This window comes from Sphingobium sp. TomTYG74 (genome assembly GCF_055393875.1).
Genome location: NZ_AP027342.1, coordinates 462,632 through 489,029, shown reverse-complemented (window position 1 = coordinate 489,029; position 26,398 = coordinate 462,632). Strand labels below are relative to the sequence as shown.

The window sequence follows — 26,398 nt, the reverse complement described above, 5'->3', positions numbered from 1 at the left end:
ACGCGAGGGAGTCGGATTGATGTGGAACCGCCGGGAAATCATGGGCGCTGGCGCTGCTGCTTTCGCAGCTTCTTCCTTGACCCGGACAGCCTTTGCGCAGGCGGAACAGGAGCAGGTCGAAATCGACCTGCGTCAGGACATCGGCGCGCTTGATCATATCTGGTCGCGTTGCGCCGGCTCGGATCGCGCATCTGCGACCCTGCGGGAGGCGTGGCGGAATGATCTGGAGCGCTTTCGTAACGAAACAGGTCTGGAGCGGGTGCGCTTCCATGGCATCTTCAATGATGATCTGGGCGTCTGGCCAGGCGGCATGAATGGCAAGGACCCGAACTTCCAGAATGTCGATGCCGTATATGACGGCCTGCTGGAGCGCGGCGTCCAGCCCTTTGTCGAACTGAGTTTCATGCCCAAGAAGCTGGCGAGCGGGAATACAAAGCTCAACTTCACCTACAATGCCAATATCACGCCTCCCGCGTCGCCCGAAGCCTGGGGCCAGTTCATCGCCGGGTTCGTGCGCCATTTGATCGATCGCTATGGCGCGAACGAAGTGCGCCAATGGTATTTCGAAGTGTGGAACGAGCCTAATCTGACCTGGTTCTTCAGTGGGACCCAGGCTGACTATTTCGCCATGTACAAAGCAGCGGCGCAGGCGATCAAGGGGGTGGATCACAAGCTGCGGGTCGGCGGTCCTTCGACAGCCGCAGCGCAATGGATGCCGGAATTCCTTGGCTTCTGCGCACAGGAAAATCTGCCAGTCGATTTCGTATCGACGCACATCTACGCCGGCGACGACCAAAAGGAATTATTCGGCCAGGCCAATCGCTATCCACACAAGGATGTGATCCCCGCAGCCATGGCGCAGGTCCGCAACCAGATCGACGCCACCCGCTACAAGGGCGCGGAATTGTGGCTAAGCGAGTGGTCGTCCGACAGCCCGGCGATGATCGCCCATGTGATCAGCAATTGCCTGCCCTACTGCCACGCGATGTCGCAATGGTGCATCAGCAATGTGTTCGAGGAAATCAACTTCCCCAACTTCATCATTAAGGAAGGGGATGGCGGCTGGGGCATGCTGGCGCAGCGCAATATTCCGCGCCCTGCTTTCAACACCTACAAGCTGCTGCACCGGATGGGACAGCGCCGCCTCGCCGCAACTGGCCCAGCGCTCGCAAGCCGGACGAAGGAAGGCGCGGCGGCGCTGGTCTGGAACCTTGCAGAGGTGAAACAGCCTTCCGGAATTCCGGGCATGAGCAGCCAGCGCATCGTTAATGGCGAACGGAAACATATGCTGGTTGCCCTCAAAGGCGCGCGCCCAGGTGCTGCCGTCCGCGTCAGCTATGTCGATCAGGAACGCGGCTCGCCCTTGCCCAAATGGCGTGAACTGGGGTCGCCGCAATATCCCAAGAAAGATGAAATCGATCAGATCCGGCGGTCAGCGGAACTAGCGCCGCCCGAAACCCGGCGGCTGGACAAGCAGGGTATGCTCACGCTCGATTTGCCGCCGGAGGGTGTGGCGCTGATCGAGTTGAAGGCCTGATCGGCAATTGTGAGAAGGGAAGGGGCAGCCGGGTTTACCACCGGCCCCGGTCGGGGGTAGGCTGGCCGGGCATGCTGATCCCGGCCAGCCTCCCGTCTTACTTCTTCAGCTTGGCCAGATCGGCATCGATCTCTGCCAGTACCTTATCGGTAATCTCGTCAGGCGAATATTGCTGAATGTCCTTCAGCGTCATGGCACGAGCCATATCAACCTGGTCATTGGTGGTCATGCCGGGAACATGCTTTTCCAGGATCGCCTTGGCCGCAGGGTCATCAAGCAGCGCGCCGATTTCAGTGGTGCTCGACGAATAGGCGGCTTGCGCGAACGCGGGCATCGGTGACATCGCCATCAGGGCAGCGGCGATAATCCATTTCTTCATCATACTCTCCGTTCGATGGGTGGCTTGCCATGTAAAGCAGCTTCACGAAAAAATGCAACTGAACTGTTTACTTTATGCGGATTAGGCGGCTATGCCTTGCTCGCTGCTGAACGAAAATATCCGGGAACCACCATGACAGTATCGCCGCACCCCCTGGAGCTTCCCCGCATGTCGCGCGACATCTCCGTCAGCCGCCGCTCGCTATTGATCAGTTCCGCCTGCCTTTTCGCGTGGCAGGCGTCAGGCATTCCGGCGGCGATGGCGGCTGTGCGCCGCCCGCTGTCCAGCCGCGTCAAATCGCTGATCGCGCAGATGACGATCGAGGAGAAGGCGGGCCAACTTACATTGATGCCGACCCCCTGGACGTCAGCGGCCGCTGCCAAGATCAACCCTGCCGCCGCTGTCAAAAATGTCGAGAATATGCTGGGCGACGCCGAATCTGGGCGGCTAGGCGGCGTGTTCAACGGCTTTGGCGTGGACGCGCATCGCAAGCTTCAGACTGCCGCGATGAAGGGGCGTCTCGGCATCCCGATGATCTTCGCGGGCGACGTCATTCATGGCTACCGCACCGTTTTCCCCGTACCGCTCGGCGAAGCAGCCAGCTTCGACACCGCCCTGGCAGAGCGCACCGCGCGCGCGGCGGCAGAGGAAATGGCGGCGACCGGTTTCGACTGGGTCTTCGCGCCGATGGTCGATATTGGCCGGGATGCCCGCTGGGGTCGGACGGTCGAGGGGGCAGGGGAGGACGTGCTGCTGTCGAGCGACATGGCCCGTGCCCGCACGCGCGGCTTCCAGGGCCGCTCGCTCGCCGATGTAGGATCGGTCGCGGCCTGCATGAAGCATTTCGCCGCCTATGGCGCGGCGGAAGGCGGTGTCGACTACAACACCGCCGATATTTCCGAACGCACGCTGCGCGAAGTCTATCTGCCCCCGTTCCAGGCGGCGATCGATGCGGGCTGTGCGACTGTCATGGCTGCGTTTGAAGATATTGCCGGCCGTCCCGTCCATGGCAGCCACGAGATGCTGACGGATATACTGCGCGGCGAGATGGGCTTCGACGGGCTGGTCGTCGGCGACTATAATGGCGATGTGGAAATCGCCGCCCGTGGCCTTGCCGCCGATGCCCGCGACGCCGCGCGCATCGCCATCATGGCGGGGCTCGACATGAGCATGGCGAGCGGCATCTATCGCGACCATCTCCCTTCCCTGGTCGCTGCGGGCGAAGTGCCGATGGAGCGGGTGGACGAGGCGGTCGGCCGCGTCCTCACGCTCAAGGAAAGGCTTGGATTGTTCGACGATCCGTTCCGCCGCATGGACCTCAAGCGCCAGCAGGTCCGCATGCGCACCAAGCCAGCCCTTTCCCTGGCGCGAGAAGCGGCGCAGCGTTCGATCGTGCTGCTGAAAAATGAGGGCGATTTGCTGCCCCTGCCGCGCGCGGGCAAGCGCATTGCCATCATCGGTCCCTTTGCCGAAGGGCAGGGCAACCTGCATGGCCCCTGGACCCTGTTCGCCGACAGCAAGGAAGCCGTGGACCTCGCAACCGGCATTCGCGCGGCGGTTGCCGACGCATCTCTGGTGACGGTGGTCAAGGGCAGCGAAGTCACCTCGCCGGTGGATGGCGGCATCGACGCCGCCGTCGCCGCTGCCCGCGCCGCCGATATCGTCATCCTCGCCATCGGCGAGCGTGAGGCCATGTCGGGCGAGGCATCCTCGCGCGACCTCATCGTCCTGCCCGCGCCGCAGCAGGCATTGGCCGAAGCGGTCGCCGCAGTGGGCAAGCCTGTCGTCGTCGCGCTGCGCAACGGCCGCGCGCTGGCGCTGGAAGGCGCGGTGCTGAATGCGCCCGCAATCCTCGTCACCTGGTTCTTGGGATCGGAATCTGGCAACGCCACCGCCGACATCTTGTTCGGCGCGACCGGACCGTCGGGCCGCCTGCCGGTCAGCTTTCCGATTTCGCCAGGCCAAGTGCCCTATTATTACGCGCACCGCCGCCCCGGGCGCCCCACCAACACGCGCTTCATCACGGTAAAGAATGAGGCGCGTTTCCCCTTCGGCCATGGCCTGACCTACGGCAAGATCAGCTATTTGGACCTCAGCCTCTCCGCCAAGCAGATAGGGCGGGACGGGCAGCTACGCGCGACCGTGACCGTGAAGAATGACGGCAAGCACGCCGCGCGCGAACTGGTCCAGATCTATGTGCAGGATGTGGTGGCCAGCGTCACCCAGCCGATCCGTGAGCTGAAGGCGTACCAGCATGTGGATCTCGCGCCCGGCCAATCGAAGCAGGTGAGCTTCACCCTCTCGGCCGCCGACCTCGCCTTCCTCGGCATGGATCTGAAACCGCTGATCGAGCCGGGTCAGTTCATCCTATGGGCCGCGCCCTCCGCCGAAGCTGAGGGCCTTAAGGCCATGTTCGAAGTCACCGCTTAGAAAGTTCCCTTTTGGATCGATATCATCTTTCCACCCCTCCAAGCCTACCAAAAAGATTTTCTACCCATTCAATCCGCCTTTGTGCTTCGTCTTTCTGTTTTTCGCTACGGGCCGTTAGGGAACCACTGTAGAAAGCCATATTGATGACGGATCTGTTCTGCCCGCTGTCCTTCAGCCGCGGCCCTGGCATGAAAAACCGGCTGATGCTCGCGCCGTTGACGAACCAGCAAAGCCATGCCGACGGCCGCCTGTCCGCCGCAGAGTATCATTGGCTAACGAAGCGGGCGAGCGGCGGTTTCGGCTTGGTCATGACGGCGGCTTCCCATGTGCAGGTGGTGGGGCAGGGCTTCCCCGGCCAATTGGGCATATTCGGCGACGAGCACCTCGAGGGGCTCACGCGGCTGGCAATAGGCATAAAGGAGCGGGGTGCGCTTTCGGCCGTCCAGCTACACCATGCAGGTTATAGAGCGCCGAAAGAGCTAGTAGGCACGCCTGTCTGCCCTTCTGATCATGACGAAACCGGGTCGCGCGGCCTTACCCTGGACGAAGTACACCAACTGCGGGAAGATTTCATTGCGGCAGCCCGGCGGGCGGAGGAGGCGGGTTTCGACGGCGTCGAGGTGCATGGCGCGCACGGCTATATCCTGGCCGAATTCCTCTCGCCCGAAGTTAATAAGCGCACGGATCAATATGGTGGCAATGCTGAAAACCGCGCGCGCCTTTTGTTCGAGATCATCGACGGCATCCGGGCCGCCTGCCGCCCTGATTTTCAGGTCGGGTTACGCCTGTCGCCAGAACGCTATGCGCAGCAGTTGGACGAGGTGGTTGCTGTCGCCTCTCGCGTGATGCGAGAGGGGAAGATCGACTATCTCGACCTGTCGCTCTGGGATGTGACCAAGGAACCGGAAGATGAACGGTTCAGGGGCCGCAGCTTGCTGAGCTATTTCACCGAACTGCCGCGCGGCGATGTCCGCCTGGGAGCCGCAGGCAAGGTGATGAGCGGGCAAACCGCCGCCTGGGTCGTCCAATCCGGCTGTGATTTCGTTACCATTGGTCGCGGCGCAATCCTGCGCCACGACTTCCCCGAACGCGTTCGCGCCGACGCCGCCTATGAATCACCTGCGCTGCCTGTCACGATTAGCCATTTGCTGGATGAAGGTCTATCGCCGCCGTTCATCGATTATATGAATAGCTGGCCCGGCTTCGTGGCGGATCAATCGGATAACTGATCCGCCGACGCTGGTTTGGGGGGCGGAGCTGACGACAGCCTCGCCCAACGTTTTGCTCCTGGTGGCTAAGCAGGGGGATCAAGGCTACCGCTCGGCGCTTCGCCCTTATCCCTGCATGTCTTCCAGCTCGATGCCCTTGGTCTCCTTGACCATGCTGTTCACGAAGATCAGCGAAAGCAGCGCGAACGCCGTGTACATGGCATAGGTGAACGGCAGACCTAGATTTTTCGCGAGCCAGGGAAAGCTGAAACTGACGAGGAAATTCGCCAGCCATTGCGCCGCGCCCGCTATCGCCAGGGCCGAACCGCGCATCTGGTTCGGGAACATCTCACCCAGCATGACCCACATGACCGGACCCCAGCTGAGATTGAAGAAAATGACGAAGATGTTTGCGGCGAACAGCGCGACCGTACCGGTTGCGCCGGGCATGTGCAGCACCCCGTTCACCATCTCCGTCTGACTGAAGCACCAGGCGAGGGTGCCGAGAGTCAGCGTCATGCCCGCCGACCCGATCAGCAGCAAAGGCCTGCGTCCCAGCTTGTCGATCAGCATGATCGAAACCAGACAGGCCAGGATCGACACAAGACCCGAAACGATGTTGATTTTCAGCGCGTCGCCTTCGGTGAAGCCAACCGCCTGCCATAGGACGGCGCCATAATAAAAGACGACGTTGATGCCGACCAATTGCTGGAAAACGGCAAGGCCGATGCCCACCCACACGATCGGCCGCCACCCGCCGTCTGGCTTGCGGATGTCGGCCAGGCTGGGCCGGTGATCATGGGAGATGGACGCGTCGATCTCCGCCAGCTTGCTCGTCGCGGCCCGATGTCCCAGCAATCGGGCAAGGACCCGGTGCGCCTCCTCCTTGCGTCCCTTCGCGACCAGGAAGCGCGGGCTCTCGGGAATGCCCAGCAGCGCCGCAAGGAACAGCAACGCGGGGAACGCCTGTACCCAGAACATCCATCGCCAGGCGGGTTGCCCGCCCCAGATGATGCCCAGCGACGATCCGGCAGTCTGCGCCAAATAATAGTTGGCGAAAAAGGCGCCGGTCAGGCCCGAAATGATCATGATCTGCTGCAAGCTCGACAGGCGGCCGCGTATCTCGGCCGGGGTCACCTCGCTGATATAGGCAGGCGAAAGGACGCTCGCGGCGCCGACGGCCATTCCCGCGAAAAAGCGGGCGAGGGCGAGCATCAGGGCGGAGCTGGCCGCGCCTGACGCGACAGCGCTCATGATGAAGAGGACAGCGGCGGTCATCATGACCGTCCTGCGCCCCCATATATCGGCAAAGCGCCCCGCCATGAATGCGCCCAGCGCGCAGCCGGGAAGCAAGGCGCTGACCGTCAGGCCCAGCTGCGTCTCGCCCAGCGCGAATGCGTGTTTCAGGCCGTCCTGCGTGCCGTTGATCGCGCCGGAATCATATCCGAACATGAAGCCGCCGATCGTCGCCACGGCCACGATACGCCCGATCAACGCCAGGTTGAGACCGTCCCGCTCAATTGCCTGCATGAAAGCCATCCTCCCTATGAGAGCGCTAACATCACCTTCTTCTCGTCTGCGTCAAGTGACTGATTGTAATTGTGCGTCAGACTCCCGCCGGACGAGTTCGAACGGCAGGAGAATTCGCTGCATGGTCACGGGTCGAGCATCGTCCTTCCGGCGCACTGACTCGGCCAATATGGTGATGGCGCGATAGGCCATCGCCGACACTGGCTGCCGAATAGTGGTGAGTTCCGGCCAGATCGTCGTGGCGATCGCGGTGTCGTCGAAACCGCAGACCGACAGCGCGCCCGGCACATCCAGGCCCCGCCGGTGCGCAGCGCCCACGACGGCTGCGGCCATGTCGTCATTTGCCGCGAAAATGGCCGTAGGGCGGGCCGACAGGTTGAGCAGGCGTTCGGCCGCTTTCATCCCTGATCTGTAGGTGTAATCGCCTGGTACGATCAGCGTCTCGTCTATGCTGATGCCAAAGGATTCGAGCGCCCTTTCATAGCCGCGTCGGCGCAAGTGGCTCGCGGATTGATCGGGGCTTCCCGAAACATAGCCGATCCGCTGATGGCCCTGCTCCAGCAGGTGCGTCGTCATGGCGAAGGCGGCCGCCTCGTCGTCGATCAGGACGGCATGGGCATCGGGTGCGGGCTTCCCCGTCGCGACCTGTGTGACCTCCAGCCTATGGCTAGCAAGTGACGCCAGCAGCGTCTTATCGTCGCAGAGCGGCGGTGGCAGCAGCACGCCATCGACCCGGTGAGCCGCCAGCCGGGCCGCCAGGGCTGCCGGTCCTTCACTGTTGTCATGTTCTTCGATGATTAGTTCCGCATCGCACTTGCGCGCGGCCGCCAGACTGCCCAGAAGAAACTCGCTCAGATAGGCGGCGCTCGGGTTCGTGTGCAGCAGGACCAGCCTGCACTGACGCGCACCAGCCAGGTTGCGGGCTGCCGGGTTGGGCACATAGCCCAGCTTGCCGATCGCCTCCTGAACGCGATCGCGGGTGGCCTGAAGCACCCGGGGATCGCCATTTATGACCCGCGAGACGGTCATGGGCGAAACCTCCGCCGCGACCGCAACATCCGCGATCCTGGGTCCGTCTCGTCTTTTCCGCGCGTATTTCCTGTCGCTCATGGTTTTGATGTGCTCCCATCCAACCGCTATCGGGCCATCCTCTTGCGAGCAAGCCTGCGGTCTCTCTGGACTCCTTCGCCGGGTTAAAAAAAGGGGCGCCTTAAAGGCGCCCCAGGCGGAGAGGGAGGCGGCTCAAAACCTGCCTCACAAAAAAGGCGTTCAATTCGCTACTTCTTTCGTGATTTCGGCCGCCGAAAATTTGACGCCTGCCGAAAATACCTCATCCTTCAAAAGCCATTGCATATCGGGTGTGCCATCCGCATTCAGGGCGTCGGTGCTATGCGTCACCGGCTCAACACAGAAAAACCCCGCATCTTCCGGGGTATAAACCACCGTGTGCTGGAAAACCGCATCGGGCGTCATCTCCAGCGACAGCCCTCGGCTGGGCCAGTCAATTCGCAGCGGGCCAACCCTGTTGGTATAGACTGTATCGACTGATCGCCGCGTCACCGCCGCGCCACCCCACCAATCCAGGGCCTCTGCCCGCAAGTCGAGCTGTTCAGGCAGGCAGTCGGCGCTGTTCTGCCACTCGCCCCGGTGCAGACCATGATACACAGTGTCGGCGTCACATGGGAAATACGGATGAAAGCCCAGCCCTGTCGGCATCTCCTCTTCGCCCAAATTCACGATCGACAGGGTCATGGAGAGCCCTTCTCCCGAAAGCACAAATCGCTGTTCAGCGCGATAGGGCCAGGGCCACTCACCGCCTGGATAAAGATGCTCGAGCGTCGCACTGCTCTCGTCAGCCTGCATCACATTCCACTGTGACAACCAGCCGAAACCGTGCAGCGTATGCGGATGGTCTGTACCGGGAAAGTTCGGGGCAAGCGTGACCGTCCGTTTGCCCGCTTGGAAACGGCCGAAGGCAATGCGGTTGGAGAAAGGGACGAGGGGAAAGCAGGCAGCATCCAGCACGGATGGACCTTTATCTCGCCGGAAAAGGGGCATCCCGTTCCAGTCGAATTGCAGCACCGAACCGCCCCTGCGCGGGTCGATATCAATCCGATAGTCACCTGCCCCCAGCGTCAGCATCAGAAGCGGTTCGCCATATTTTCGAGCCATTCCTGACGTCCGGAGCGCGGCTGCGGCTGCAAGCCGCGTTCGGCCGCAATATCGGCAATCGACGCCAGCGTCGCATCTTCCTTGTGAATCGCTTGGCCAAGCTCGCCTTTCCACCCGGCATAGCGTTCGGCCCGGAAAGCATCGACGCGTCCATCCTCGATGATAGCGGCGGCCTTCACCAACGCATGCGCGATCGTATCGACTCCGCCAATATGGCCGTGGAACAGGTCCACCGCGTCGATACTCTGGCGGCGCACCTTCGCATCGAAGTTGAACCCGCCGGTCGTGAAGCCGCCCGCACGGATGATCTCGAGCATGGCCAGCGTCAATTCCTCCACCGAATTTGGAAATTGGTCTGTATCCCACCCGTTTTGATGGTCGCCTCGATTGGCGTCGATGGAACCGAAAATGCCCAGTGCGCGGGCCATGGCAATCTCATGCTCGAAAGTGTGGCCGGATAGTGTTGCGTGATTGGCTTCGATGTTCACGCACACTTCCTTTTCCAGGCCGAAGCGCTTGAGGAAGCCGTACACGGTCTGAGTGTCGAAATCATACTGATGCTTGGTCGGCTCGTGCGGCTTGGGTTCGATCAGGATCGTGCCGTTAAACCCAATGCGATGCTTGTGATCGACGACCAGGCTCAGGAATCGTCCGAAATTTTCCTGCTCGATGCCGATTTCCGTGTTCAGAATAGTGTCATATCCCTCGCGGCCGCCCCAAAGTACGTAATTCTGTCCCCCGAGACGATGGGTCGCCTCCAGCGCATCGCGTACCTGACTCGCTGCCCAGGTATAGACTTCGGGATCAGGATTTGTGGCCGCGCCAGCCATGTAGCGCGGATGGCTGAAAAGGTTGGCGGTGCCCCAGAGAAGCTTGCGGCCATGTTTGACCTGCAGTTCCTCCAGATGATCAACCGCTTCGGCAAAGCTCTTTCGGAACGCCCCGATGTCGTCTGCGTCCGCCATGACATCGACGTCGTGGAAACAGTAGAAGGGCAGGTCCAGCTTCTCCACGAACGCCAGCGCAGCTTCCCGCTTTTCGCGCGCTGCCGCGGCGTCGTTCGGGCCGACGTGCCATGGGCGGCGAAATGTGCCACCGCCGAACACATCGCTGCCCGGCCAGCAGAATGTGTGCCAGAAGCACACCGCGAAGCGCAGATGATCTTCCATCCGCTTGCCAAGGACCACGCGATCCTTGTCGTACCAGCGATAGGCGAGATCGTTGGCGCTATCAGGTCCTTCATAGCGAACGGGGGCGAACTCGGCGAAATAGTCAGCGGACATGGGAAATCCTTATTGGAGTGATTTGAGCGCGGAACAGGCTGCGCGAAAACGGGCGAGACGGGGAGCGAGGCGATCCGCAAGGGCGGATTCCGGCTCAACGACATCTGTAATAGGAGGAGGGGCGCAGGCTTCGGCAATGCTGGCCCCGGTTACCGCCATTAAAGCGAGCTTTGCTGCGCCAAGAGCCGGCCCAACCTCTCCGCCGTCGAGATAAGCAAGCCGCACGTTCAGCGCCGATGCCAATATCCGTCCCCAATAGCGCGAGCGCGCGCCTCCGCCGATGACAGACAACTCGCTTATAGTCGTTCCGGCCTCTCGCAATACGGCCATGCCATCAGCATGGGCGAAGGCAACGCCTTCCAGCACTGCGGCAGCAATGCGCCCTTTGTCCGTTTCGTTACCAATGCCAAGCAGCGCGGCCCTGATGTGAGGGTCATTGTGCGGTGTACGCTCCCCAGACAGGTAAGGGAGGAACAATTCGGACCCGGTAGCAGGACCTGCCGCCTCCGCCAGGGAGAAAAAGGCTGCGGCCCCCTCTACGCCTGTCACTCGGGCTCCCCAGTCCACGCAGGAGGCAGCAGACAAATGCACGCTCATCTGGTGCCACATGCCAGGTAAGCAGTGGCAGAAGGCGTGAACCGCGCGCCCCGGGTTCGGACGAAAATCATTTGTTGCAACGAAGATGACGCCCGATGTTCCCAGGGAAAGCAGCGCGTCCCCATCGTTTACGACGCCCACGCCAGCAGCTCCTGCCGCATTGTCTCCACCGCCCGCGACAACGGGGATCGCTTCCATACCCCAGGCCGAAGCGACCTCTCTGCGCAGCATCCCGGTGATTTGGTTGCCTTCGAAAAGCCGGGGCATTTGATCGCGAGCGAGGCCGGTCGCGTCGAGCATCGCATCGCTCCAGTCGCGTTTCGCAACGTCTAACCAGAGCGTGCCGGCACTATCCGCCATGTCGGAAGCCTTGTCGCCCGTCATGCACAAGCGAACATAATCCTTGGGCAGCAGCACCGCGCGGATCCGGTCAAAGAGAGCCGGTTCCTGCCGCTTGACCCAGAGCAGCTTGGGCGCTGTAAAACCTGGCATGGCCAGATTGCCGGTGATCACCCGAGATTGTGGAACAAGTGCTTCCAGTTCCCCGCACTCGGCGAAGCTACGACCGTCATTCCATAATATCGCAGGCCGCAACGGCTTATCGTCCGCAGCCAGCAGGGTTGCCCCATGCATTTGCCCCGCGAGGCCAATACCACGCACTTGAGCACGAAGCGCAGGTTCGAGTGCAAGGACGGCGATCTGTGTCGCATCCCACCAGTCTTCCGGACCCTGCTCCGACCAGAGCGGATAAAGATTGGAAACGCTGAGCGGAACTGTCTCTGACGCTACCACCCGTCCGTCGATCCCGACGATGACGGCCTTGACGCCCGAGGTCCCAATGTCGATGCCGAGAAACATGCCTCACCTACTCCTACAAAATATGGTAGCGCTATCATAGATACCGTGCAAGCCGGTTTTGGCGGCGCGGCGTCCGATTTCATCGGTTATGTCGTGGGCAAACATTATGGTCTGAAATGCTATGGTCAGATCATCGGCCTCATCTGTGCCATTGGTGCTGAAGGGGGACAGTCTGTGGCATCCTCGGCAGCAGGCGAAGAGGTGGCGGTGTCTTCTTTCGTTGAGGTGGCGATGTGAGGCAGCCTCGGGGTGCATCGCGTCGGCAGGACCGTGCGCGAATGGGGTGTGCCCACTACTCCCGGTCCTGCATGGAAGGAACGGGCGCAAGGGCAGCAGGCATCAACCGGGGATTATTCCGGGAGGCGCTGCGGGAGGTCTGAAGGAGTCCGGCGGAACGATTGCGGGGCCGTCCGGTTTCTTACTCCGAGAGTGCGGCCCAATTGGATCAGGTTCGTATGAACTGGGACCTTTCGGATCGCGTTTCTGTTTTCAGCTGCCGCCCGTCACCGTCCCTAAGGTCGAAAACCCATATGCCTTCCGCTTGGCGCACGTCCTCCAAACGCAGTTGGCAGATTTCCTCCTGACGCATTCCCGAAAACACAGCGATCAGGGGCAGCCAGAATTTCTCATCCCGAATGATATGCGTCCCCGGCTTCGACCTCCGGTGTTCGGATTGGCAACCCGTCCAGATCGGCGACTCGAAGAGCTCCTTTAGTGCATCGATCACTACGAATAATTCCTCCGACCGTAGATACAGGCAGCGCGACAGGAACCGCGCTTCTCCTGCTTGATGCGTGAGGAGGCTGCATGTCAATTCGCTGTGTGGCAGCCGTATCCGCAGCCCCACGGGAACCGCCCGCCGGAAGTGATAAACGCCCCCGCGTCGTACCGTATTCGGGATGCCTCCCATGCCCACAAAGCCCCAACTTTGTAGCAGGGTTCTGTAGCAGACGCCCCACCACGGTTCCGGCGTCGTCCGAAAAGCCAGGTTTCGCAGTATGTTGGGAAAAACTTGGCTGGGGCGGCAGGATTCGAACCTGCGCATGGCGGCATCAAAAGCCGCTGCCTTACCGCTTGGCGACGCCCCAGCATGTGTGCGGCGACCGCCGCGCGGGACGGCATATAGCGTCTGTTGCGCGAAAGGAAAGCCTAGTCATGTCACTATGGCTTCGCCAATATGCGGGCTTCGAAATCTTCCTGGACGCCCCGCATGAATGCAAACAGTTCGCCCGCCAATGCACCGGTTTCGCAGATCACGCCTGCGTCGCCCCTCTTCCTGCGCGAGGATGAGATTCGGCGGGGGATCGAGATGCTGTATTTCGGCTATTCCGCGCTTACCCGGTCGATCGACGACGGGCTTGCGGCACAGGGGCTAGGGCGTGCGCATCACCGCGCGCTGTATTTTATTTCGCGTCAGCCGGACCTGACGGTGAAGGAATTGCTGCGCCTGCTGTCCATCACCAAGCAGTCGCTGGGCCGGGTGCTCAATGACCTGATAGAGCGTGGCTATATTGAAACGCGGCAGGGGGCGAGCGACCGGCGGCAGAAGCTGTTGCGGCTCAGCCCGTCGGGCAAGATGCTGGAGGCCGAGTTGTTCCGCGCACTGCGTGAAAAGATGGCGGCGGCTTATGCGCAGGCGGGGCAGGGGTCGGTGACGGGCTTCTGGCGGGTGCTGGAGGGGCTAATCCCCGACACAGATCGATCGATGGTTTCCGGCCTGCGTAGCCGCTGACCCACAGGCAACCATAAGGCTGGCTAACGGTTGGGCTGATGCGTTTGACAGCAAGATGAGGGAAGCATGAAAGCATCAATTGTGGCCGCTTTGGTGATTGTCGCAGGGGTGGGCCTGTCGGCCTGCTCGGAAAAAGCATCTGATAGCCTGGAAAATGCGGGGTCGGCGATTGGCAATGACGTCAGCCGGGCGGTCGATCAGGCAGGAGCGAAGATCGACAATGGTCTTGATCATGCCGAACGGGCGATCGACAGAGGCGCGAACGAGATCGGTGCGGCGACGAGAAACGCAACGCAGGATGCAAGGCGCGAAGCCCGGGAAGTGAAGGAAGATGCGGGTGCCGCTATGGAACGCGCGGGGAATGACTTGAAGAGGGATTGAACAAGCGGCGTGAGTCTCAGGGCTAAGATTCTAACGCCCACTCATGCCTGAGATTGACCGGATAGCCGACTGAGCGCTGCGGCAACATAGCGGCGGCGCTCAGGATCGCGGCTGATCTCCAGCATGGCGCACAGGCTCCCCCGGGCGGCTTCCACCTCGCCATGTTCCAACTGCAATCGGGCAAGCGCCCACCAGCCTGCATCATGTTCGGGTGCAACCACCGTCATACGCTCATAGATCGAGCAGGCCCGCCATGTGTCGTTCGCCTGTTCCGCCCGAGTGGCCTGATTGAGGAGCAGGCGCACAAGGGTCATGCGGTTCGACATCGGCTCAAGGGTCGAAACGTTTTGCCTGCCCGTCGATGCGGCGACCGTGAAAAGCCCGGCCACTTGCCCGGCCTGCACCAGCGCGCCGCCACGGAACGGATCAATGATCGCCGGAGCCTCATCAGGCCCGATGCTGACCAGGACATGGCCGGGCGTGTTCAGCGCATGCGCTTGCCATCCGGCGCGTCGGGCGGCTGCGACATAGAGGATGGAAAGGCTGACCGGCAGCCCCCTTCGACGATCCAGCACCCGGATCATGTCGCCGTTCAAGGGCGCGTCGTAGGTCAGGCTATCGCCTTCAAACCCGAACTGGCCGCTGAATATATGCGCGAGAAGGGTGCCCTGCGCTTCTCCCGATTGCAGATCATCATCATCGATGTCCGCTCGTTCCACCTCGATCGCGTCGCCGATTTCGCGCAGCAGGGCCAGATAGGGTTCGACGTCGATCCCTTCATGGTCCAGAGCGCTCAACATCAAGGCGGCGCTGTCCAGCTCGATCTCTTCGTCAGCCAGCAGGCCGATATAAGCGATGCTCTCGTTCATGCGGGCACCGCGCAGTTAGACGTACGCGATAGCCGATGGCGTTGCGGGAAAGCGGCAGTGAATTTTTCCATGCCCCCTACATGGTGGCTATTGCGCGAATTTGCACCATCTATGGTAGGAAAGGGCATGGCGAAGCGGAAAAGACAATATCTGACAGCAACGATGCCGGACGGATATGTGAAGCGGATCGGGCCGACGACCGACCCCTTCACCCATTATTGGCGGATCGTTGCCGAACTGGAAAATGGCAAAACCGAAATATTCTGGGGTCATGTCAAATCGCTTGCCGAAGCGAAGAGGAAACGCACGGCGGCAGAGGAGGCATCAAGGATGCGCGGGTGGCGCAGCTTCCTGTTCGAAATCGCCGAATTGACTGTCGAGCCCGCCTGAAACAGCCCCGCTATTTTCCTCACACAGCTTGCCACTACAGTGCAGTAATGCCTTAGGATCAAACGGTTTGCTGATGAGCAACCGATCCTGAAACTGTTCAGGCAGGCTTTCGCGTCCATATCCTGTGACGAAGGCGAAAGGTATCTCCCTTTCCGACAGAGCAGCCGCCACATCGTCGACCGGCATGCCTTGCAAATTGCCATCCAGTAGCGCGGCGTCGAAATCCGCATGCTGTATCAACGCCAGAGCCTCTTGCGCACATCCCGCTATGGTGACGGCGGCCGCGCCATCCTCCAAAATGCTGGCAATCTCCATCGCCACAAGCGGTTCGTCCTCGATGATGAGGAAACTGCGCCCCGCTATCGCGCCGCCTTGCACCGCCAACGCCTCTTCGTTCAGATTCATGGCGGCACTGGCGGTGTTGATGCGGCTGATCCGTGGCCCGCAGGGCAGCGTCATGGTCCAGCAAACCCCGCTTTCCTCATATTCCACGCTGGCCTGGCCGCCTTCCGCCTTCAGACTGCGTTCGATCAGAGCCGTGCCAAAACCTCTGCGCGACGGTGGAGTGACGGGCGGCCCGCCGCTTTCGACCCAGCGGATTAACAGCCGGTCCCGCTCCATCTTCCACGATAGCGACACAGTTCCCGCCGGAATGCAAAGCGCGCCATATTTATGCGCGTTGGTCACCAGCTCATGCAGGATGAGTGCGACGTGCAAAGCCAGCTCAGGCGCCAGTTCCAGTTCCGGCCCCTCGATGGTCAGCTGCCCAAGATCGATCGCGCCAATGTCGATCTGCCCATTGACCAGTTCCCGCAGCGACGCGCCTTGCCACGTCGTACTGCTCAGCAACGAGTGCGCGCGGGCGAGGGCATGGATGCGCCCGGTGAAGGTTGGCGCAAAGTCCGACGGACCGGACGAATGCCGCAATGTCTGCACCGCGATCGCCTGAACCGAGGCGAGGGTATTTTTAACCCGATGATTGAGTTCTCCGATCAGCAGGCGCTGCGTGTCCTCGGCCCGCTTCCTTTCCGTCACGTCCAGCACTTGGACGTTGACCGACACGAGCCGCCCCTGACCATTCAGCAGCGCAGAACAATAGCATTCGCATTCCAGCGTCGGCCCCTCTGCCGTCCGCATGCGCAGATGCTGGACCGCGCGAACGGATCGCCCGGCGATAAGGTCACTCATCAGGCTGTCGAACGTGGCCTCGTCTTCCGGGTCGATCCATTTCAGCTCGTCCGCTTTGAAGCCAGCAACTTCCGGCGCCCGCCATCCAAACAGCCGCTCTGCCCCGTTAGACCAGGCCACGATGTGCCGCCCGGCATCGAATTCGATGATCGCGAGCGGGGAATTGTCACTATGGGCATGCAGCCGGGCGAGGGCGGCGGCAATCTCGTCGCGCTGTCGGGCCAGTTCCTGCCGCTGCTCGAATAGCTCCACGAAAACCGCCGTCTTGTTGCGCAGGATATGCGCATCGACCGGCTTCAGCAGATAATCGACCGCGCCTGCTTCATACCCGCGGAAGCGCCGCCGTTCATCGGTCGCGACCGCCGTCAGGAAGATGATCGGGACCCTGCGTGTCCGTTCGGTGCCGCGCATCAGTTCGGCAAGTTCAAAGCCGTCCATGCCCGGCATCTGCACGTCCAGCAGCGCGAGCGCCACATCATGCACCAGCAGCAGTTCGAGTGCCTGAACCCCAGATCGCGCCTTGAGCAGTTCGACGCCTTCCCCGGCAAACAGGGCATCCAACGCCGTCAGATTTTCCTCAACGTCATCGACAGCCAGGATCTTGGGCTTTTCAGGCGGCATGGCGCAGATCCTCCATATCCTTGACGTTGCGGCGGTAGATTTTTTCAGCCTCGTGGAAGTCGGCGAAGGCTTCGGAATAGCGGGAAAAGCGGAGCGTCTCCTTCGACCCCAGACCCAGGAACCCGCCGCGCACCAGCGATCCGCCGAACAGCCCAAGCGCGCGGTCCTGCAATTCTCGATCGAAATAGATCAGCACATTGCGGCTCGACACCAGCTGCACTTCGGCAAACACCTCGTCACTGGCGAGATTATGCTCGGCGAACACCGCGCGGCGGCGCAGCGTCTTGTCGAAGACGGCGGCGCCATAGGCGGCGGTATAATAGTCGGACAGCGACCGCTTGCCGCCAGCCAGCCGGTGATTTTCCGTGAACTGCGCGATGCGGTCGAGATCATATATCCCGGCCTCCGCCTTCTTCAGCGCGGCGGGACTGATGTCCGTGCAATAGAAGATCGTGCGATCCTCCAGCCCCTCTTCCCGAAACAGGATCGCCAGCGAATAAAATTCCTCGCCATTGGCACAGCCCGCGATCCAGATTTTGAGCGACGGATAGGTGCGCAAATGCGGCACCACCATTTCCCGCAGCGCCCGGAAATAGGCCGGATCACGGAACATCTCGCTCACCTGAATGGTCAGGAACCCCATCAGGTCGGCAAACACCGCCGGGTCGCGCAGCAGCAGATGCTGGAGTTGCGACAGGCTTTCGCATTCATGCCGTTGCTGCGCGCGAGCAAGGCGGCGATGCAACGAACCACGCGAATAGCCGCGAAAATCATAATGATAATGCCGCCACAGCGCCTCAAGCAGCAAATCGAGTTCCAACTCCTCGTGAGGTGCGAAAACCTCTTCGCTCATCGCGGCATCCACACGCGCGTGAGGCTCAGCAGCTTGTCGACGTCCAACGGCTTGGCGAGATAGTCGTTCGCGCCCGCGTCCAGGCAATCCTGCTGATCGCGCGCCATCGCCTTGGCGGTCAGCGCGATGATCGGCATCTGCCGACCCCATGGCTGCGACCGGATTTCCCGCGTGGCGGTCAGGCCGTCCATCTCCGGCATCATCACGTCCATCAGCACCAGATCGACCGGATCGGACAGCCCGCGTGCAGCCTCGTCCAGCGTCTGGAGCGCCTCGCGCCCATTGCGGGCAATCCGCACCTTAGCCCCGTGCGGCTCGAATATGGAGGTGAGGGCATAGACGTTGCGAACATCGTCCTCGACCACCAGGATTTCGCGTCCGTCCAGCGCCGCGTCGCGGTTCAACGACTTGGCGATCAACGCCTGTTGCGGTTCGGGCAGGTCCGACACGACCTGATGCAGGAACAGCGTCACTTCATCCAGCAGCCGTTCGGGCGACTTCGCCCCCTTGACGATGATCGACTTGCTGTACCGCCGCAGCCGCATCTCCTCTTCCTGGGCGAGGTCGCGCCCGGTGTAGACGATGACGGGCGGAAAGCCGACGGCTTCGTCGGCGCTCAGCCGCTCCAGCAGGTCGAGGCCGGATGCATCGGGCAGGTTGAGGTCCAGCACCATGCAATCAAAGGTTTCGCGGCCAAGCAGTTCGAAACATCGCGCGGCGGAATGCGCTTCCACTGTTTCGACATCGCGTGACGCCAGCAGCAGCTTGACGCTTTCGGCCTGTTGCGCATCGTCCTCGACCACCAGAACGCGACGCATGCGCTGTGCCATGCGTGCTTCCAGCCCTTCCAGCATCTCGACCAGCGCGTCGCGCTTCACCGGCTTGAACAGATAACCGATCGCGCCGCTGGACAGCGCCGCCTGACTATCGTCGTCAACGGACACTACATGAACCGGGATATGGCGAGTGCGTACGTCGCGCTTGATCCGGTCCAGCACGGACAGGCCGGTATGATCGGGCAGGTTCATGTCCAGAATGACGGCATTCGGCACATATTGCCGCGCCATCAGAGCGCCCTCATCCGCGGTGCTGGCGATCAGGCACTGAAAATTCAGTTCGTGCGCCACATCGCAGAGTATCTTGGCGAAAACAGGATCATCCTCAACGATAAGGATGACGCGGGCGTCCCCCGACAATCTTTCGCGATCGTCCTGCGCAGCGGGGCCTCGGCGCGGGCGGCTAGGCTTGGGATTGGATGGCGCGGATCGGAACTGCTCGGCAGGCCGTATCCTGTCCGCCAATGCCGCCGCCGCGCCGTCATATCGCTCGGGCAGGATCAGCGTGAAGGCGCTGCCTTCGCCAGCGGTGCTTTCTACCTGCACTTCGCCGCCCAGCAACCGGGCAAGCTCACGCGAAATGGAAAGGCCAAGGCCGGTGCCGCCATATTTCCGGCTGACCGTGCCGTCCGCCTGGCGGAACGCTTCGAAAATCACCTGCTGCTGCTCGGCCGGGATGCCGACGCCTGTGTCGCGCACGGTGAACGCGATGCGCCCATCGGGTGTGCCGTTGACGCTCATCTTGACCGATCCGCGCTCGGTAAACTTGATCGCGTTCGACAGGAAATTCTTCAGCACTTGCTCGATCCGCTGAGGATCGCTTTCCATCTCGGCTGGCGCGTTGGGGGAGGGGCTCGCGTCGAAGGCCAGCCCCTTGGACTGAGCGGAGGGGGCGAATATCGCTTCCATCTTCTCGGTCAGCGCGCGGATGCTCATGCGGCGGGGCTGCAATTCCAGCTTGCCCGCTTCGATCTTCGAAATGTCGAGAATGTCGTTGATCAACGTCAGCAGGTCATTGCCCGACGTCTCGATCGTCTCTGCATGGCGGACCTGGTCAGGGGAGAGATTGCCGCCGCGATTTTCCGCCAGCAACCGCGCCATGATCAACAGCGAATTCAACGGGGTGCGCAGTTCATGGCTCATATTCGCCAGGAACTCGGATTTATAGCGGCTCGCCTGCTCCAGTTCGCCCGTCTGGTTTTGCAGCGAATGCTGTGCCCGGGTCAGATCATCGCGTTGGATCTCCAACTGCCGCGCCTGCTCTTCCAGCTGGGCGTTGGTCTGTTCCAGTTCGGCCTGCTGCGCTTCCAGCCTTGCGGCCGATTCCTGCAACTGGCGGCTTTGCTGCTCCAACTCCTCATTATTGGCGCGCAGCTCCTCGCTCTGCGCCTGCAATTCCTCCGCCTGCTGCTGCGTTTCCTCCAGCAACTCGCGCAGGCGCGCACGATATTTGCCGGAACGAATGGCGACACCCAACTGCCCTGCGACCCTGTCCAGCAACGCCAGTGCATCGCCATCGGCATCCTTGGGAAGTCCAAGTTCTATGACGGCATTGATCGTGCCGTCAGCCTGCGTGGTGCTGATCAGCAGGCTGTCCGGTTTCGACTGGCCCAGCGCCGATCCATAGGACAGATAGCCCTCAGGTACATCTTTCAGGAAAAAGCTGCGGCGATCGCTCACCGCCTGTCCTAGCAAACCGTCTCCCACCGAAAAGCGTTCGGGCAGGGGTGCATCAGCAGGAACGGCATAGGTGGCGTAGCGGCGGAAACCTTCCCCATTGGCGATATAAAGCGCTCCTGCCTGTGCCTTAAGATAATCGGCCATGAACGTAAGAGCGCTCGACGCCAGCGTATCCAGCGGCTGTTCGCCACCCACTGCTTTGGCAAGGCCGACTTGCCCATTTTGCAGCCATTCCTCCCGCAATATCGCCAGGCGGTTGCGAATGAACAGGACGCCGACAATCGCCAGTATCCAGCAAGTCACGCCCGCCAGCGAACGGTTGGTGATGGCAACCTGTGGATCGACGCCGACCGGGGCGAGGGCGAAGCCGACGGTCATCAACAGTGTCGCGGCTGTTGCGACGACGATCGGGACTAGTGGACGTCGGGCGACATAGGACAGCACGAGCGGCAGCAAATATGCCACCCATACGGCCGTTCCCAACGGAAAGATTATATCAGCCATAAAGGGAAGCGCGAGCAGGACGACCAGCGCCGCATAAAGCCCCGCCTGCGTGATCGACGATTTGATTTGCTGCATTTTAAAAAAGAGCCCCTGTAACGCTCCAAGCGCACAGGAAGCTCGCTCCCCCCTTTAGATCCATTCCCTGATCGAACATCCAGACCCTGCAATACAGGGCGATCAGTTCCATCCCGGCGAACTCCAACGACCCAAGCGCACATTGGTTCCACGATAATCAGGCTGCACCAATTCACGCCCTTGTTCACTCGGGCCGTTCGCCTCTATGCAGGCGTCTGGGAGCAGGAAGGGCAGGAGGGGCTATGCTGACCGGGACGAACACACCGACCGTTGCGGCGGCATCTGGCGTCAGCAGGCGTGAGCTACGGACGGTCGTGGGCGCCAGCCTGATCGGCACGATGATCGAATGGTTCGACTTCTTCATCTATGGCGTCGCTTCGGCACTGGTGTTCAACCGACTGTTTTTCCCGTCTTTCGATCCGCTGACGGGCACGCTGCTCGCCTTTTCGACCTATGCCCTCGGCTTCCTTGCCCGGCCGCTCGGTGGCGTGGTCTTCGGCCATTTCGGCGATCGGATCGGGCGCAAGACGCTTCTCATGATCAGCCTGCTCACCATGGGCCTGTCGACCACAGCCATCGGCCTGCTGCCCACCTATCAGCAGATCGGAACCTGGGCGCCGATATTGCTCGTTCTGCTTCGGTTGTTGCAGGGCTTCGCCGTCGGCGGCGAGTGGGGCGGGGCGGTCCTCATCGTGGCGGAGGTCGCGCCCGCGTCGCAGCGTGGTTTCTGGACCAGCTGGCCGCAGGTCGGCGCGCCCGCAGGCAACCTGCTCGCCGCCGCCGTATTCGCCGCGTCATCCGCGCTGCTGACGGAAGCGGACTTTATGGCCTGGGGCTGGCGCATTCCCTTCCTTCTGTCGATCGTGCTGGTATTCGTAGGCTGGTGGCTCCGCCGCGCCGTTTCGGAAAGCATGGTTTTCGCACGCGAAGCGGCCGCAGGCGGCGTCGAGCGCTTCCCGGCGGTAGAAGCGATCCGGCGCAAGGGCCGCGCCCTGCTCACCGGAGCCGGGCTCCGCTTTGGCGAGAATATCTGCTACTATGTCGCCGCGACCTTCTCGATAACCTATTGGACCGAAATAAGGGGCGGCGACCGTTCGCTCGTCCTGAACGCGGTGTTGATTGGCTCTGCCCTTGAATGCCTGACCATGCCCTTTTTCGCCGCACTGTCGGATAGGATCGGACGCAGGCTCGTATATGGCGCGGGCGCGATATGCGTTGCAGCCTGGTTCACGATCTTCTTCTCCCTGCTGGACAGCGGGACGATCTGGACCGTCGGACTGGCAATCACCATCGCGATGGTAGCGCACGGCGCCATGTATGCGCCCCAGGGCGCGATGATCACCGAACTCTTCCCGACGCGCCTGCGCTATTCGGGCGCCAGCATCGCCTATCAGGCGACGTCCATCGTGGCAGGGTCTCTCGCCCCCATCATCGCCCTATCACTATACAAGGCGAGCGGCGGAACGGGCATGGTCGCCGCCTATGTGATAGGCGGCCTGCTCCTCACCCTGATCGCCGTCGCTGCGGCCCCCGAAACGCGCGGAGTGGATTTGAACAGCGTGACCTGATGAGAATGGCGCTCTGCTTCTTCTAGCCCGGTGACGGAACAAGCTGAAGGTCCAGCTGTTCAATATCCACCTGGAGGAGGTACAAGATGGCCGAAGTACATAAAGATCCCTATACCGGAGACCGCGTGGTCGTTCATAAGAGCAGCGGAGGGCGCACGGTCGCGATCGTGCTGGTCGTCATTCTGGCGATTGTCGGCATCCTGTTTGCCACCGGCTTCTGGAAGGCCGACGTATCTGGCGGTGATGTTCCGGAAGTCAGCGTGAAGGGCGGAGAGCTTCCCAAAGTGGACGTTGATTCCAAGGAAGTGGTGGTCGGCTCCAAAAAGGAGACCATCGACGTCCCGACCGTTGGCGTAAAGGACAATGGCGAGGAGTAACACTCGCTCAATCAAATATTTTGAATAGATAAACGGGCGAGATGCCGCGATGGCCGAAAAAGCTGTAGCGATATCTCGCCCGCTCTATTCTTTGATAGCAGGCGGCACGGGCGATCAAACCTCAGCGATGATCACCTTCACCCCGGCTTTATCCAGCATCGCTCTCGCTGCCGGGGCGACGCCCGGATCCGTCACGACGATATCCACTTCATTCAGGCCGCATACGATCGCGCCCGATGAAGAGGTGAATTTGCTACTGTCGACCAGCAATATCACCTGCTCCGCTCGATCAATCAGGCGGCGTTCGGCGGCAACCAGAATGACGTCCTGTTGCATCACCCCCTGTGGCCCCACCGCCGCCGCGCCCATGAACAGCTTTGGCGCATGGAAACGCGGCATCGATTCTTCACCCGCAGGCGCGAGAATGATGTTCTGCTCCCTGAACAATGTCCCGGAAGGCAGCAATATCTGCGTTCCCGACTGAGGCAGCAGCGCATTGGCGATGTGCAGCGAATTGGTCAGCACCGACAGGTCCAGTCCGCCAATATGCGGGCACATCTGCAATGTCGTCGTGCCGCCATCGATCATGATGCCTTCGCCATGCTGGCATAGCTGGGCGGCGGCCCGCCCGATCGATCGCTTTTCCGACAGATGTTCCGTGATCGACTGGGCAAAGGGCGTACCCGCCAGCCGGGCGGCGCCTTCAGGCTTGCCGCCATGGCTTTCCGTCAACCTTGCACCACCACGAACGCGGTGGATTACCCCCTCTTCCTCCAGGCGAGTCAGGTCCCGGCGGATGGTGGCGGGGGACGCCGCAAGCCGCGATTCAAGAGCGCGATAGCTGACGAAGCCCGTAAGGCCCATGGCTTCAATGATCAGCCTTTCGCGTTCTTCCGCGTGCATTGTCCCCGAACCCCCTTGATCAGGCAGTCGCCCGTTCAGCCTCAAGCTGTTCCAGCGACTTGCCTTCGTTGCGCGGCGCCCAAAGGGTGCCGATAATGCCACTTATGACGAGGAAGCCTGTCAAAATCCACGCCAGCGTCGTGAAGCCCGTAGCGCTCAGCATCGGAACGAAAAAGCTGAATATGCCAAGGCTGATGCGAACGATGGCAAAGCACAGGCCTTGCGCGGTGGAACGGAGCGCCGTCGGGAACATCTCCGCACTCCACAGCTGGAAGAAGCTCTGGGCGCCGAAACCACCGCCGAACTGAAGCAAGAACACGTGCAGCAGCGCGATGGGGATGGTCAGCGGGAAGATGGCGAGCAGAGCCATGCCGATCACCTGGATGATCGCGGAGATCGCGAACAGCATCCGCTGATTGACCTTGTCGGCATAGCGCATGAAGATGAGGCCGATCGACGCCATGCCGATCGCGAAGGACAGCGCCTGAATGGCGACCGATTGCGCCTGCGTGGCCGCGCCGACCGTGCGCAGAATATAGGGGAAGAAGAAGCCGTTCGTCCCGGCCCACAGGTTCCAGAACCCGTACATGCCCACCAGACCCAGGATGGAGGCGAGATATTTGGGCTGGAACAGCGTGGACACCGGCAATTTGGTGACGCCTTCCTTCTGCGCGGCTTCCCACCGTTCCGACTCCTTCATACGCGAACGCAGAAGGGTCAGGCCAAGCGCGATCACCAGCAGATGCGCAAAGACGATGCGCGCGCCCAGTTGGCCCAGGTTGGTCAGCGCCAGGCTGAGCAGCAGAACGACCACCGGCCCCAGATACCACAGCACCTGCGCAACGCCTGAATGCTTGCCCCGCCGGTCATCTGGCGCCTGCTCCGCGATCAGTGACCAGGATGCCGGAATGTCCGCGCCCACGGCCACGCCCACGATCAGGAAGCCCACCACGATCATCCATGGCGCGAATGCAAAGACCAGCATCGCCATGCCGATCGCATAAATCAGCATGTCCCACTGATAGATCTTCTTGCGGCCCAGCTTGTCGCACAATCGACCCCCCACATAGGCGCCAATCCCGGCGCCGATCGCGTTAGGCCCGAACGCGCCGATCAGGCCGATGAAGTCATTCGACAGGCCATAGCTTTCCTGCCAAAGCGCGAGGGCGGCAGAGCCCGCGACGATCGAACCGGCATCGATATAGTTGGCCAGACCCGCGAGGATCGTATTGCGCCAATTGTCCTTCTGTGCTCCCGCACTCATTTCACGTCCCTCCCGGCCAAAATGCTCTGGTCTATGTCGGCGATATTGGAGCAGCCGGTGAGCGCCATCGCCACGCGCATTTCGGCTTCAATTAATTGCAGCATCTTCGTAACACCCGCTTCCCCCTGCGCTGCCAGCGCATAGGCCCAGGCCCGGCCGAGCAGCACGCCCTTGGCACCCAGCGCCAGCATGCGGACCACGTCCAGACCCGATCGAACGCCGCCATCGGCCAGCACCGTCAGCTTGTCGCCAACCGCCTCGGCAATCGGGGGCAGGGCGCGTGCCGTGGACAGCACGCCGTCCAGCTGTCGCCCGCCATGGTTGGACACGATGATGCCGTCCGCGCCCAGCGCAGCGGCCTCCCGCGCGTCCTCGGGGTCTAGAAGGCCCTTGATGATCAAGGGACCCTTCCATTCGGATCGAATGAAATCCAGATCGCGCCAATTGATCGACGGGTCGAAATTGTTGCGCATCCAGGCGAAGAAATCCTCGATCCCGGTCTTCCCCTTGAGCACGGGAGCGACATTGCCCAGCGTATGCGGGCGGCCGCGAACGCCCACATCCCATGCCCAACCGGGCTTCATGGCGGCTTGAGCGGCACGCCAGATCGCGCCCTTCAGGCCATCCGCGCCCGCAAGGCCACTATGATAATCGCGATAGCGGCTGCCCGGCACCGGCATATCCACGGTGAAGACAAGCGCCGAACAGTTGGCCGCCGCTGCCTGGGCCAGCAGGTCCTTCATAAAGGCCCGGTCCCGGATCATGTACAGCTGGAACCAGAAAGGACGCGATGCCGCACGCGCGACTTCCTCCAGCGAACAGGCGCCTACGGTTGACAGGGTGAAGGGCACGCCAGCGCCTTCGGCCGCCTTCAGCGCCTGACATTCGCCGCGCCGCGCATTCAGCCCCGCCAGCCCGATCGGCGCGAGCGCCACTGGCAGCGCCAGCTTCTGCCCGAACAGGTTGGTCGAAAGATTGAGTTCAGACACATCGCGCAGCACCCGCTGGCGAAGCGCGACATCGCTCAGCTCGCTCACATTCTTGCCCAGCGTTACTTCGGCGTAAGAACCGCCATCAATATATTCGAACAGGAACCGGGGCAGGCGGCGGCGGGCTGCCTCGCGGAAATCGGTAACGCTGGCTATCGGCATTCGCGGAAACCT

The 26,398-nt window shown here is 61.6% G+C and carries 23 protein-coding genes and 1 tRNA gene; 9 read left to right on the top strand and 15 right to left on the bottom strand.

Features of this window, described 5'->3' with window-relative positions; genetic code table 11:
- Positions 1-19: 19 nt before the first annotated feature.
- Positions 20-1,537 carry a GH39 family glycosyl hydrolase gene (locus ACZ5TB_RS15295; RefSeq protein WP_464780230.1) on the top strand — a complete coding sequence of 506 codons (1,518 nt, stop codon included), beginning with the start codon at positions 20-22 and terminating at the stop codon, positions 1,535-1,537.
- Positions 1,538-1,634: 97 nt separating this feature from the next.
- On the opposite strand, the gene ACZ5TB_RS15290 is transcribed toward ACZ5TB_RS15295, so the two are convergent.
- Positions 1,635-1,916 carry a hypothetical protein gene (locus ACZ5TB_RS15290; protein ID WP_464780231.1) on the bottom strand — a complete coding sequence of 94 codons (282 nt, stop codon included), beginning with the start codon at positions 1,914-1,916 and terminating at the stop codon, positions 1,635-1,637.
- Positions 1,917-2,084: 168 nt separating this feature from the next.
- Here ACZ5TB_RS15290 and ACZ5TB_RS15285 point away from each other — a divergent pair, with 168 nt between their 5' ends.
- Entirely contained in the window at positions 2,085-4,346 is a 2,262-nt protein-coding gene (locus ACZ5TB_RS15285) for a glycoside hydrolase family 3 N-terminal domain-containing protein (protein ID WP_464793246.1), read from the top strand.
- A 143-nt stretch (positions 4,347-4,489) separates the two neighbouring features.
- Complete coding sequence (locus ACZ5TB_RS15280) at positions 4,490-5,575, top strand: NADH:flavin oxidoreductase (RefSeq protein WP_464780233.1); 1,086 nt, start codon at positions 4,490-4,492, stop codon at positions 5,573-5,575.
- Between the two features lie 105 nt (positions 5,576-5,680).
- On the opposite strand, the gene ACZ5TB_RS15275 is transcribed toward ACZ5TB_RS15280, so the two are convergent.
- The 5 genes from ACZ5TB_RS15275 to xylB all read right to left on the bottom strand — a co-directional run bounded on the left by ACZ5TB_RS15275 (position 5,681) and on the right by xylB (position 11,994).
- Positions 5,681-7,084 carry a sugar porter family MFS transporter gene (locus tag ACZ5TB_RS15275; protein WP_464793245.1) on the bottom strand — a complete coding sequence of 468 codons (1,404 nt, stop codon included), beginning with the start codon at positions 7,082-7,084 and terminating at the stop codon, positions 5,681-5,683.
- 51 nt (positions 7,085-7,135) lie between these two features.
- Positions 7,136-8,194, bottom strand: coding sequence for a LacI family DNA-binding transcriptional regulator (locus tag ACZ5TB_RS15270; RefSeq protein ID WP_464780235.1), 1,059 nt, complete (start codon positions 8,192-8,194; stop codon positions 7,136-7,138).
- Positions 8,195-8,353: 159 nt separating this feature from the next.
- On the bottom strand, positions 8,354-9,226 hold the full coding sequence (locus ACZ5TB_RS15265) for an aldose 1-epimerase (RefSeq protein ID WP_464793244.1): 873 nt from the start codon (positions 9,224-9,226) through the stop codon (positions 8,354-8,356).
- Positions 9,226-10,539: a xylose isomerase gene (gene xylA / locus ACZ5TB_RS15260; protein ID WP_464793243.1), complete on the bottom strand. Its 1,314-nt coding sequence runs from the start codon at positions 10,537-10,539 to the stop codon at positions 9,226-9,228. Before xylA ends, ACZ5TB_RS15265 begins: the two co-directional genes overlap by 1 nt.
- Before the next feature lie 9 nt (positions 10,540-10,548).
- Positions 10,549-11,994: a xylulokinase gene (xylB, locus tag ACZ5TB_RS15255; RefSeq protein WP_464793242.1), complete on the bottom strand. Its 1,446-nt coding sequence runs from the start codon at positions 11,992-11,994 to the stop codon at positions 10,549-10,551.
- A gap of 45 nt (positions 11,995-12,039) precedes the next feature.
- On the opposite strand from xylB, the gene ACZ5TB_RS15250 reads away from it, so the two are divergent.
- Positions 12,040-12,231 (top strand): hypothetical protein, encoded by a 192-nt coding sequence (locus tag ACZ5TB_RS15250; protein WP_464793241.1) that lies wholly within the window; start codon positions 12,040-12,042, stop codon positions 12,229-12,231.
- A gap of 208 nt (positions 12,232-12,439) precedes the next feature.
- Here the strand turns inward: ACZ5TB_RS15250 and ACZ5TB_RS15245 are convergent, their stop codons facing one another.
- Together ACZ5TB_RS15245 and ACZ5TB_RS15240 are read right to left on the bottom strand one after the other, a co-directional pair.
- Complete coding sequence (locus ACZ5TB_RS15245) at positions 12,440-12,904, bottom strand: DUF6538 domain-containing protein (protein ID WP_464793262.1); 465 nt, start codon at positions 12,902-12,904, stop codon at positions 12,440-12,442.
- A 103-nt stretch (positions 12,905-13,007) separates the two neighbouring features.
- Positions 13,008-13,082, bottom strand: a tRNA-Gln gene (locus tag ACZ5TB_RS15240).
- Between the two features lie 122 nt (positions 13,083-13,204).
- Between ACZ5TB_RS15240 and ACZ5TB_RS15235 the strand changes: the two genes are divergently transcribed.
- Both ACZ5TB_RS15235 and ACZ5TB_RS15230 read left to right on the top strand, forming a co-directional pair.
- On the top strand, positions 13,205-13,726 hold the full coding sequence (locus tag ACZ5TB_RS15235) for a MarR family winged helix-turn-helix transcriptional regulator (RefSeq protein WP_464780242.1): 522 nt from the start codon (positions 13,205-13,207) through the stop codon (positions 13,724-13,726).
- A gap of 66 nt (positions 13,727-13,792) precedes the next feature.
- Positions 13,793-14,107 carry a hypothetical protein gene (locus tag ACZ5TB_RS15230; RefSeq protein WP_464780243.1) on the top strand — a complete coding sequence of 105 codons (315 nt, stop codon included), beginning with the start codon at positions 13,793-13,795 and terminating at the stop codon, positions 14,105-14,107.
- A 41-nt stretch (positions 14,108-14,148) separates the two neighbouring features.
- Here ACZ5TB_RS15230 and ACZ5TB_RS15225 read toward each other — a convergent pair whose 3' ends face one another.
- Positions 14,149-14,976, bottom strand: coding sequence for a transglutaminase family protein (locus ACZ5TB_RS15225; protein WP_464793240.1), 828 nt, complete (start codon positions 14,974-14,976; stop codon positions 14,149-14,151).
- 126 nt (positions 14,977-15,102) lie between these two features.
- On the opposite strand from ACZ5TB_RS15225, the gene ACZ5TB_RS15220 reads away from it, so the two are divergent.
- Entirely contained in the window at positions 15,103-15,366 is a 264-nt protein-coding gene (locus tag ACZ5TB_RS15220) for a hypothetical protein (RefSeq protein WP_464793239.1), read from the top strand.
- Here the strand turns inward: ACZ5TB_RS15220 and ACZ5TB_RS15215 are convergent.
- Genes ACZ5TB_RS15215 through ACZ5TB_RS15205 form a run of 3 tightly spaced genes read right to left on the bottom strand, consistent with a single transcriptional unit; the run spans position 15,301 to position 21,123 of the window.
- Complete coding sequence (locus ACZ5TB_RS15215) at positions 15,301-17,175, bottom strand: response regulator (protein ID WP_464793238.1); 1,875 nt, start codon at positions 17,173-17,175, stop codon at positions 15,301-15,303. The two genes, ACZ5TB_RS15220 and ACZ5TB_RS15215, sit on opposite strands and share 66 nt — an antisense overlap.
- Positions 17,165-18,028, bottom strand: coding sequence for a CheR family methyltransferase (locus tag ACZ5TB_RS15210; protein WP_464780247.1), 864 nt, complete (start codon positions 18,026-18,028; stop codon positions 17,165-17,167). Before ACZ5TB_RS15210 ends, ACZ5TB_RS15215 begins: the two co-directional genes overlap by 11 nt.
- On the bottom strand, positions 18,025-21,123 hold the full coding sequence (locus ACZ5TB_RS15205) for a response regulator (protein ID WP_464793237.1): 3,099 nt from the start codon (positions 21,121-21,123) through the stop codon (positions 18,025-18,027). The genes ACZ5TB_RS15210 and ACZ5TB_RS15205 overlap by 4 nt, the downstream gene beginning before the upstream one ends.
- A 242-nt stretch (positions 21,124-21,365) precedes the next feature.
- On the opposite strand from ACZ5TB_RS15205, the gene ACZ5TB_RS15200 reads away from it, so the two are divergent.
- Together ACZ5TB_RS15200 and ACZ5TB_RS15195 are read left to right on the top strand one after the other, a co-directional pair.
- On the top strand, positions 21,366-22,691 hold the full coding sequence (locus tag ACZ5TB_RS15200; protein ID WP_464793236.1) for an MFS transporter: 1,326 nt from the start codon (positions 21,366-21,368) through the stop codon (positions 22,689-22,691).
- Positions 22,692-22,777: 86 nt separating this feature from the next.
- Entirely contained in the window at positions 22,778-23,068 is a 291-nt protein-coding gene (locus ACZ5TB_RS15195) for a hypothetical protein (protein ID WP_196227272.1), read from the top strand.
- Between the two features lie 114 nt (positions 23,069-23,182).
- Here ACZ5TB_RS15195 and ACZ5TB_RS15190 read toward each other — a convergent pair whose 3' ends face one another.
- The 3 genes from ACZ5TB_RS15190 to lldD are packed head-to-tail and all read right to left on the bottom strand — an operon-like array spanning position 23,183 to position 26,386.
- Positions 23,183-23,971, bottom strand: a complete 789-nt coding sequence (locus ACZ5TB_RS15190) for a DeoR/GlpR family DNA-binding transcription regulator (RefSeq protein WP_196227271.1) — start codon at positions 23,969-23,971, stop codon at positions 23,183-23,185.
- A gap of 19 nt (positions 23,972-23,990) precedes the next feature.
- Positions 23,991-25,235 carry an MFS transporter gene (locus tag ACZ5TB_RS15185; RefSeq protein ID WP_464793235.1) on the bottom strand — a complete coding sequence of 415 codons (1,245 nt, stop codon included), beginning with the start codon at positions 25,233-25,235 and terminating at the stop codon, positions 23,991-23,993.
- Positions 25,232-26,386 (bottom strand): FMN-dependent L-lactate dehydrogenase LldD, encoded by a 1,155-nt coding sequence (gene lldD, locus ACZ5TB_RS15180; RefSeq protein ID WP_464793234.1) that lies wholly within the window; start codon positions 26,384-26,386, stop codon positions 25,232-25,234. The genes ACZ5TB_RS15185 and lldD overlap by 4 nt, the downstream gene beginning before the upstream one ends.
- Positions 26,387-26,398 lie beyond the last annotated feature (12 nt).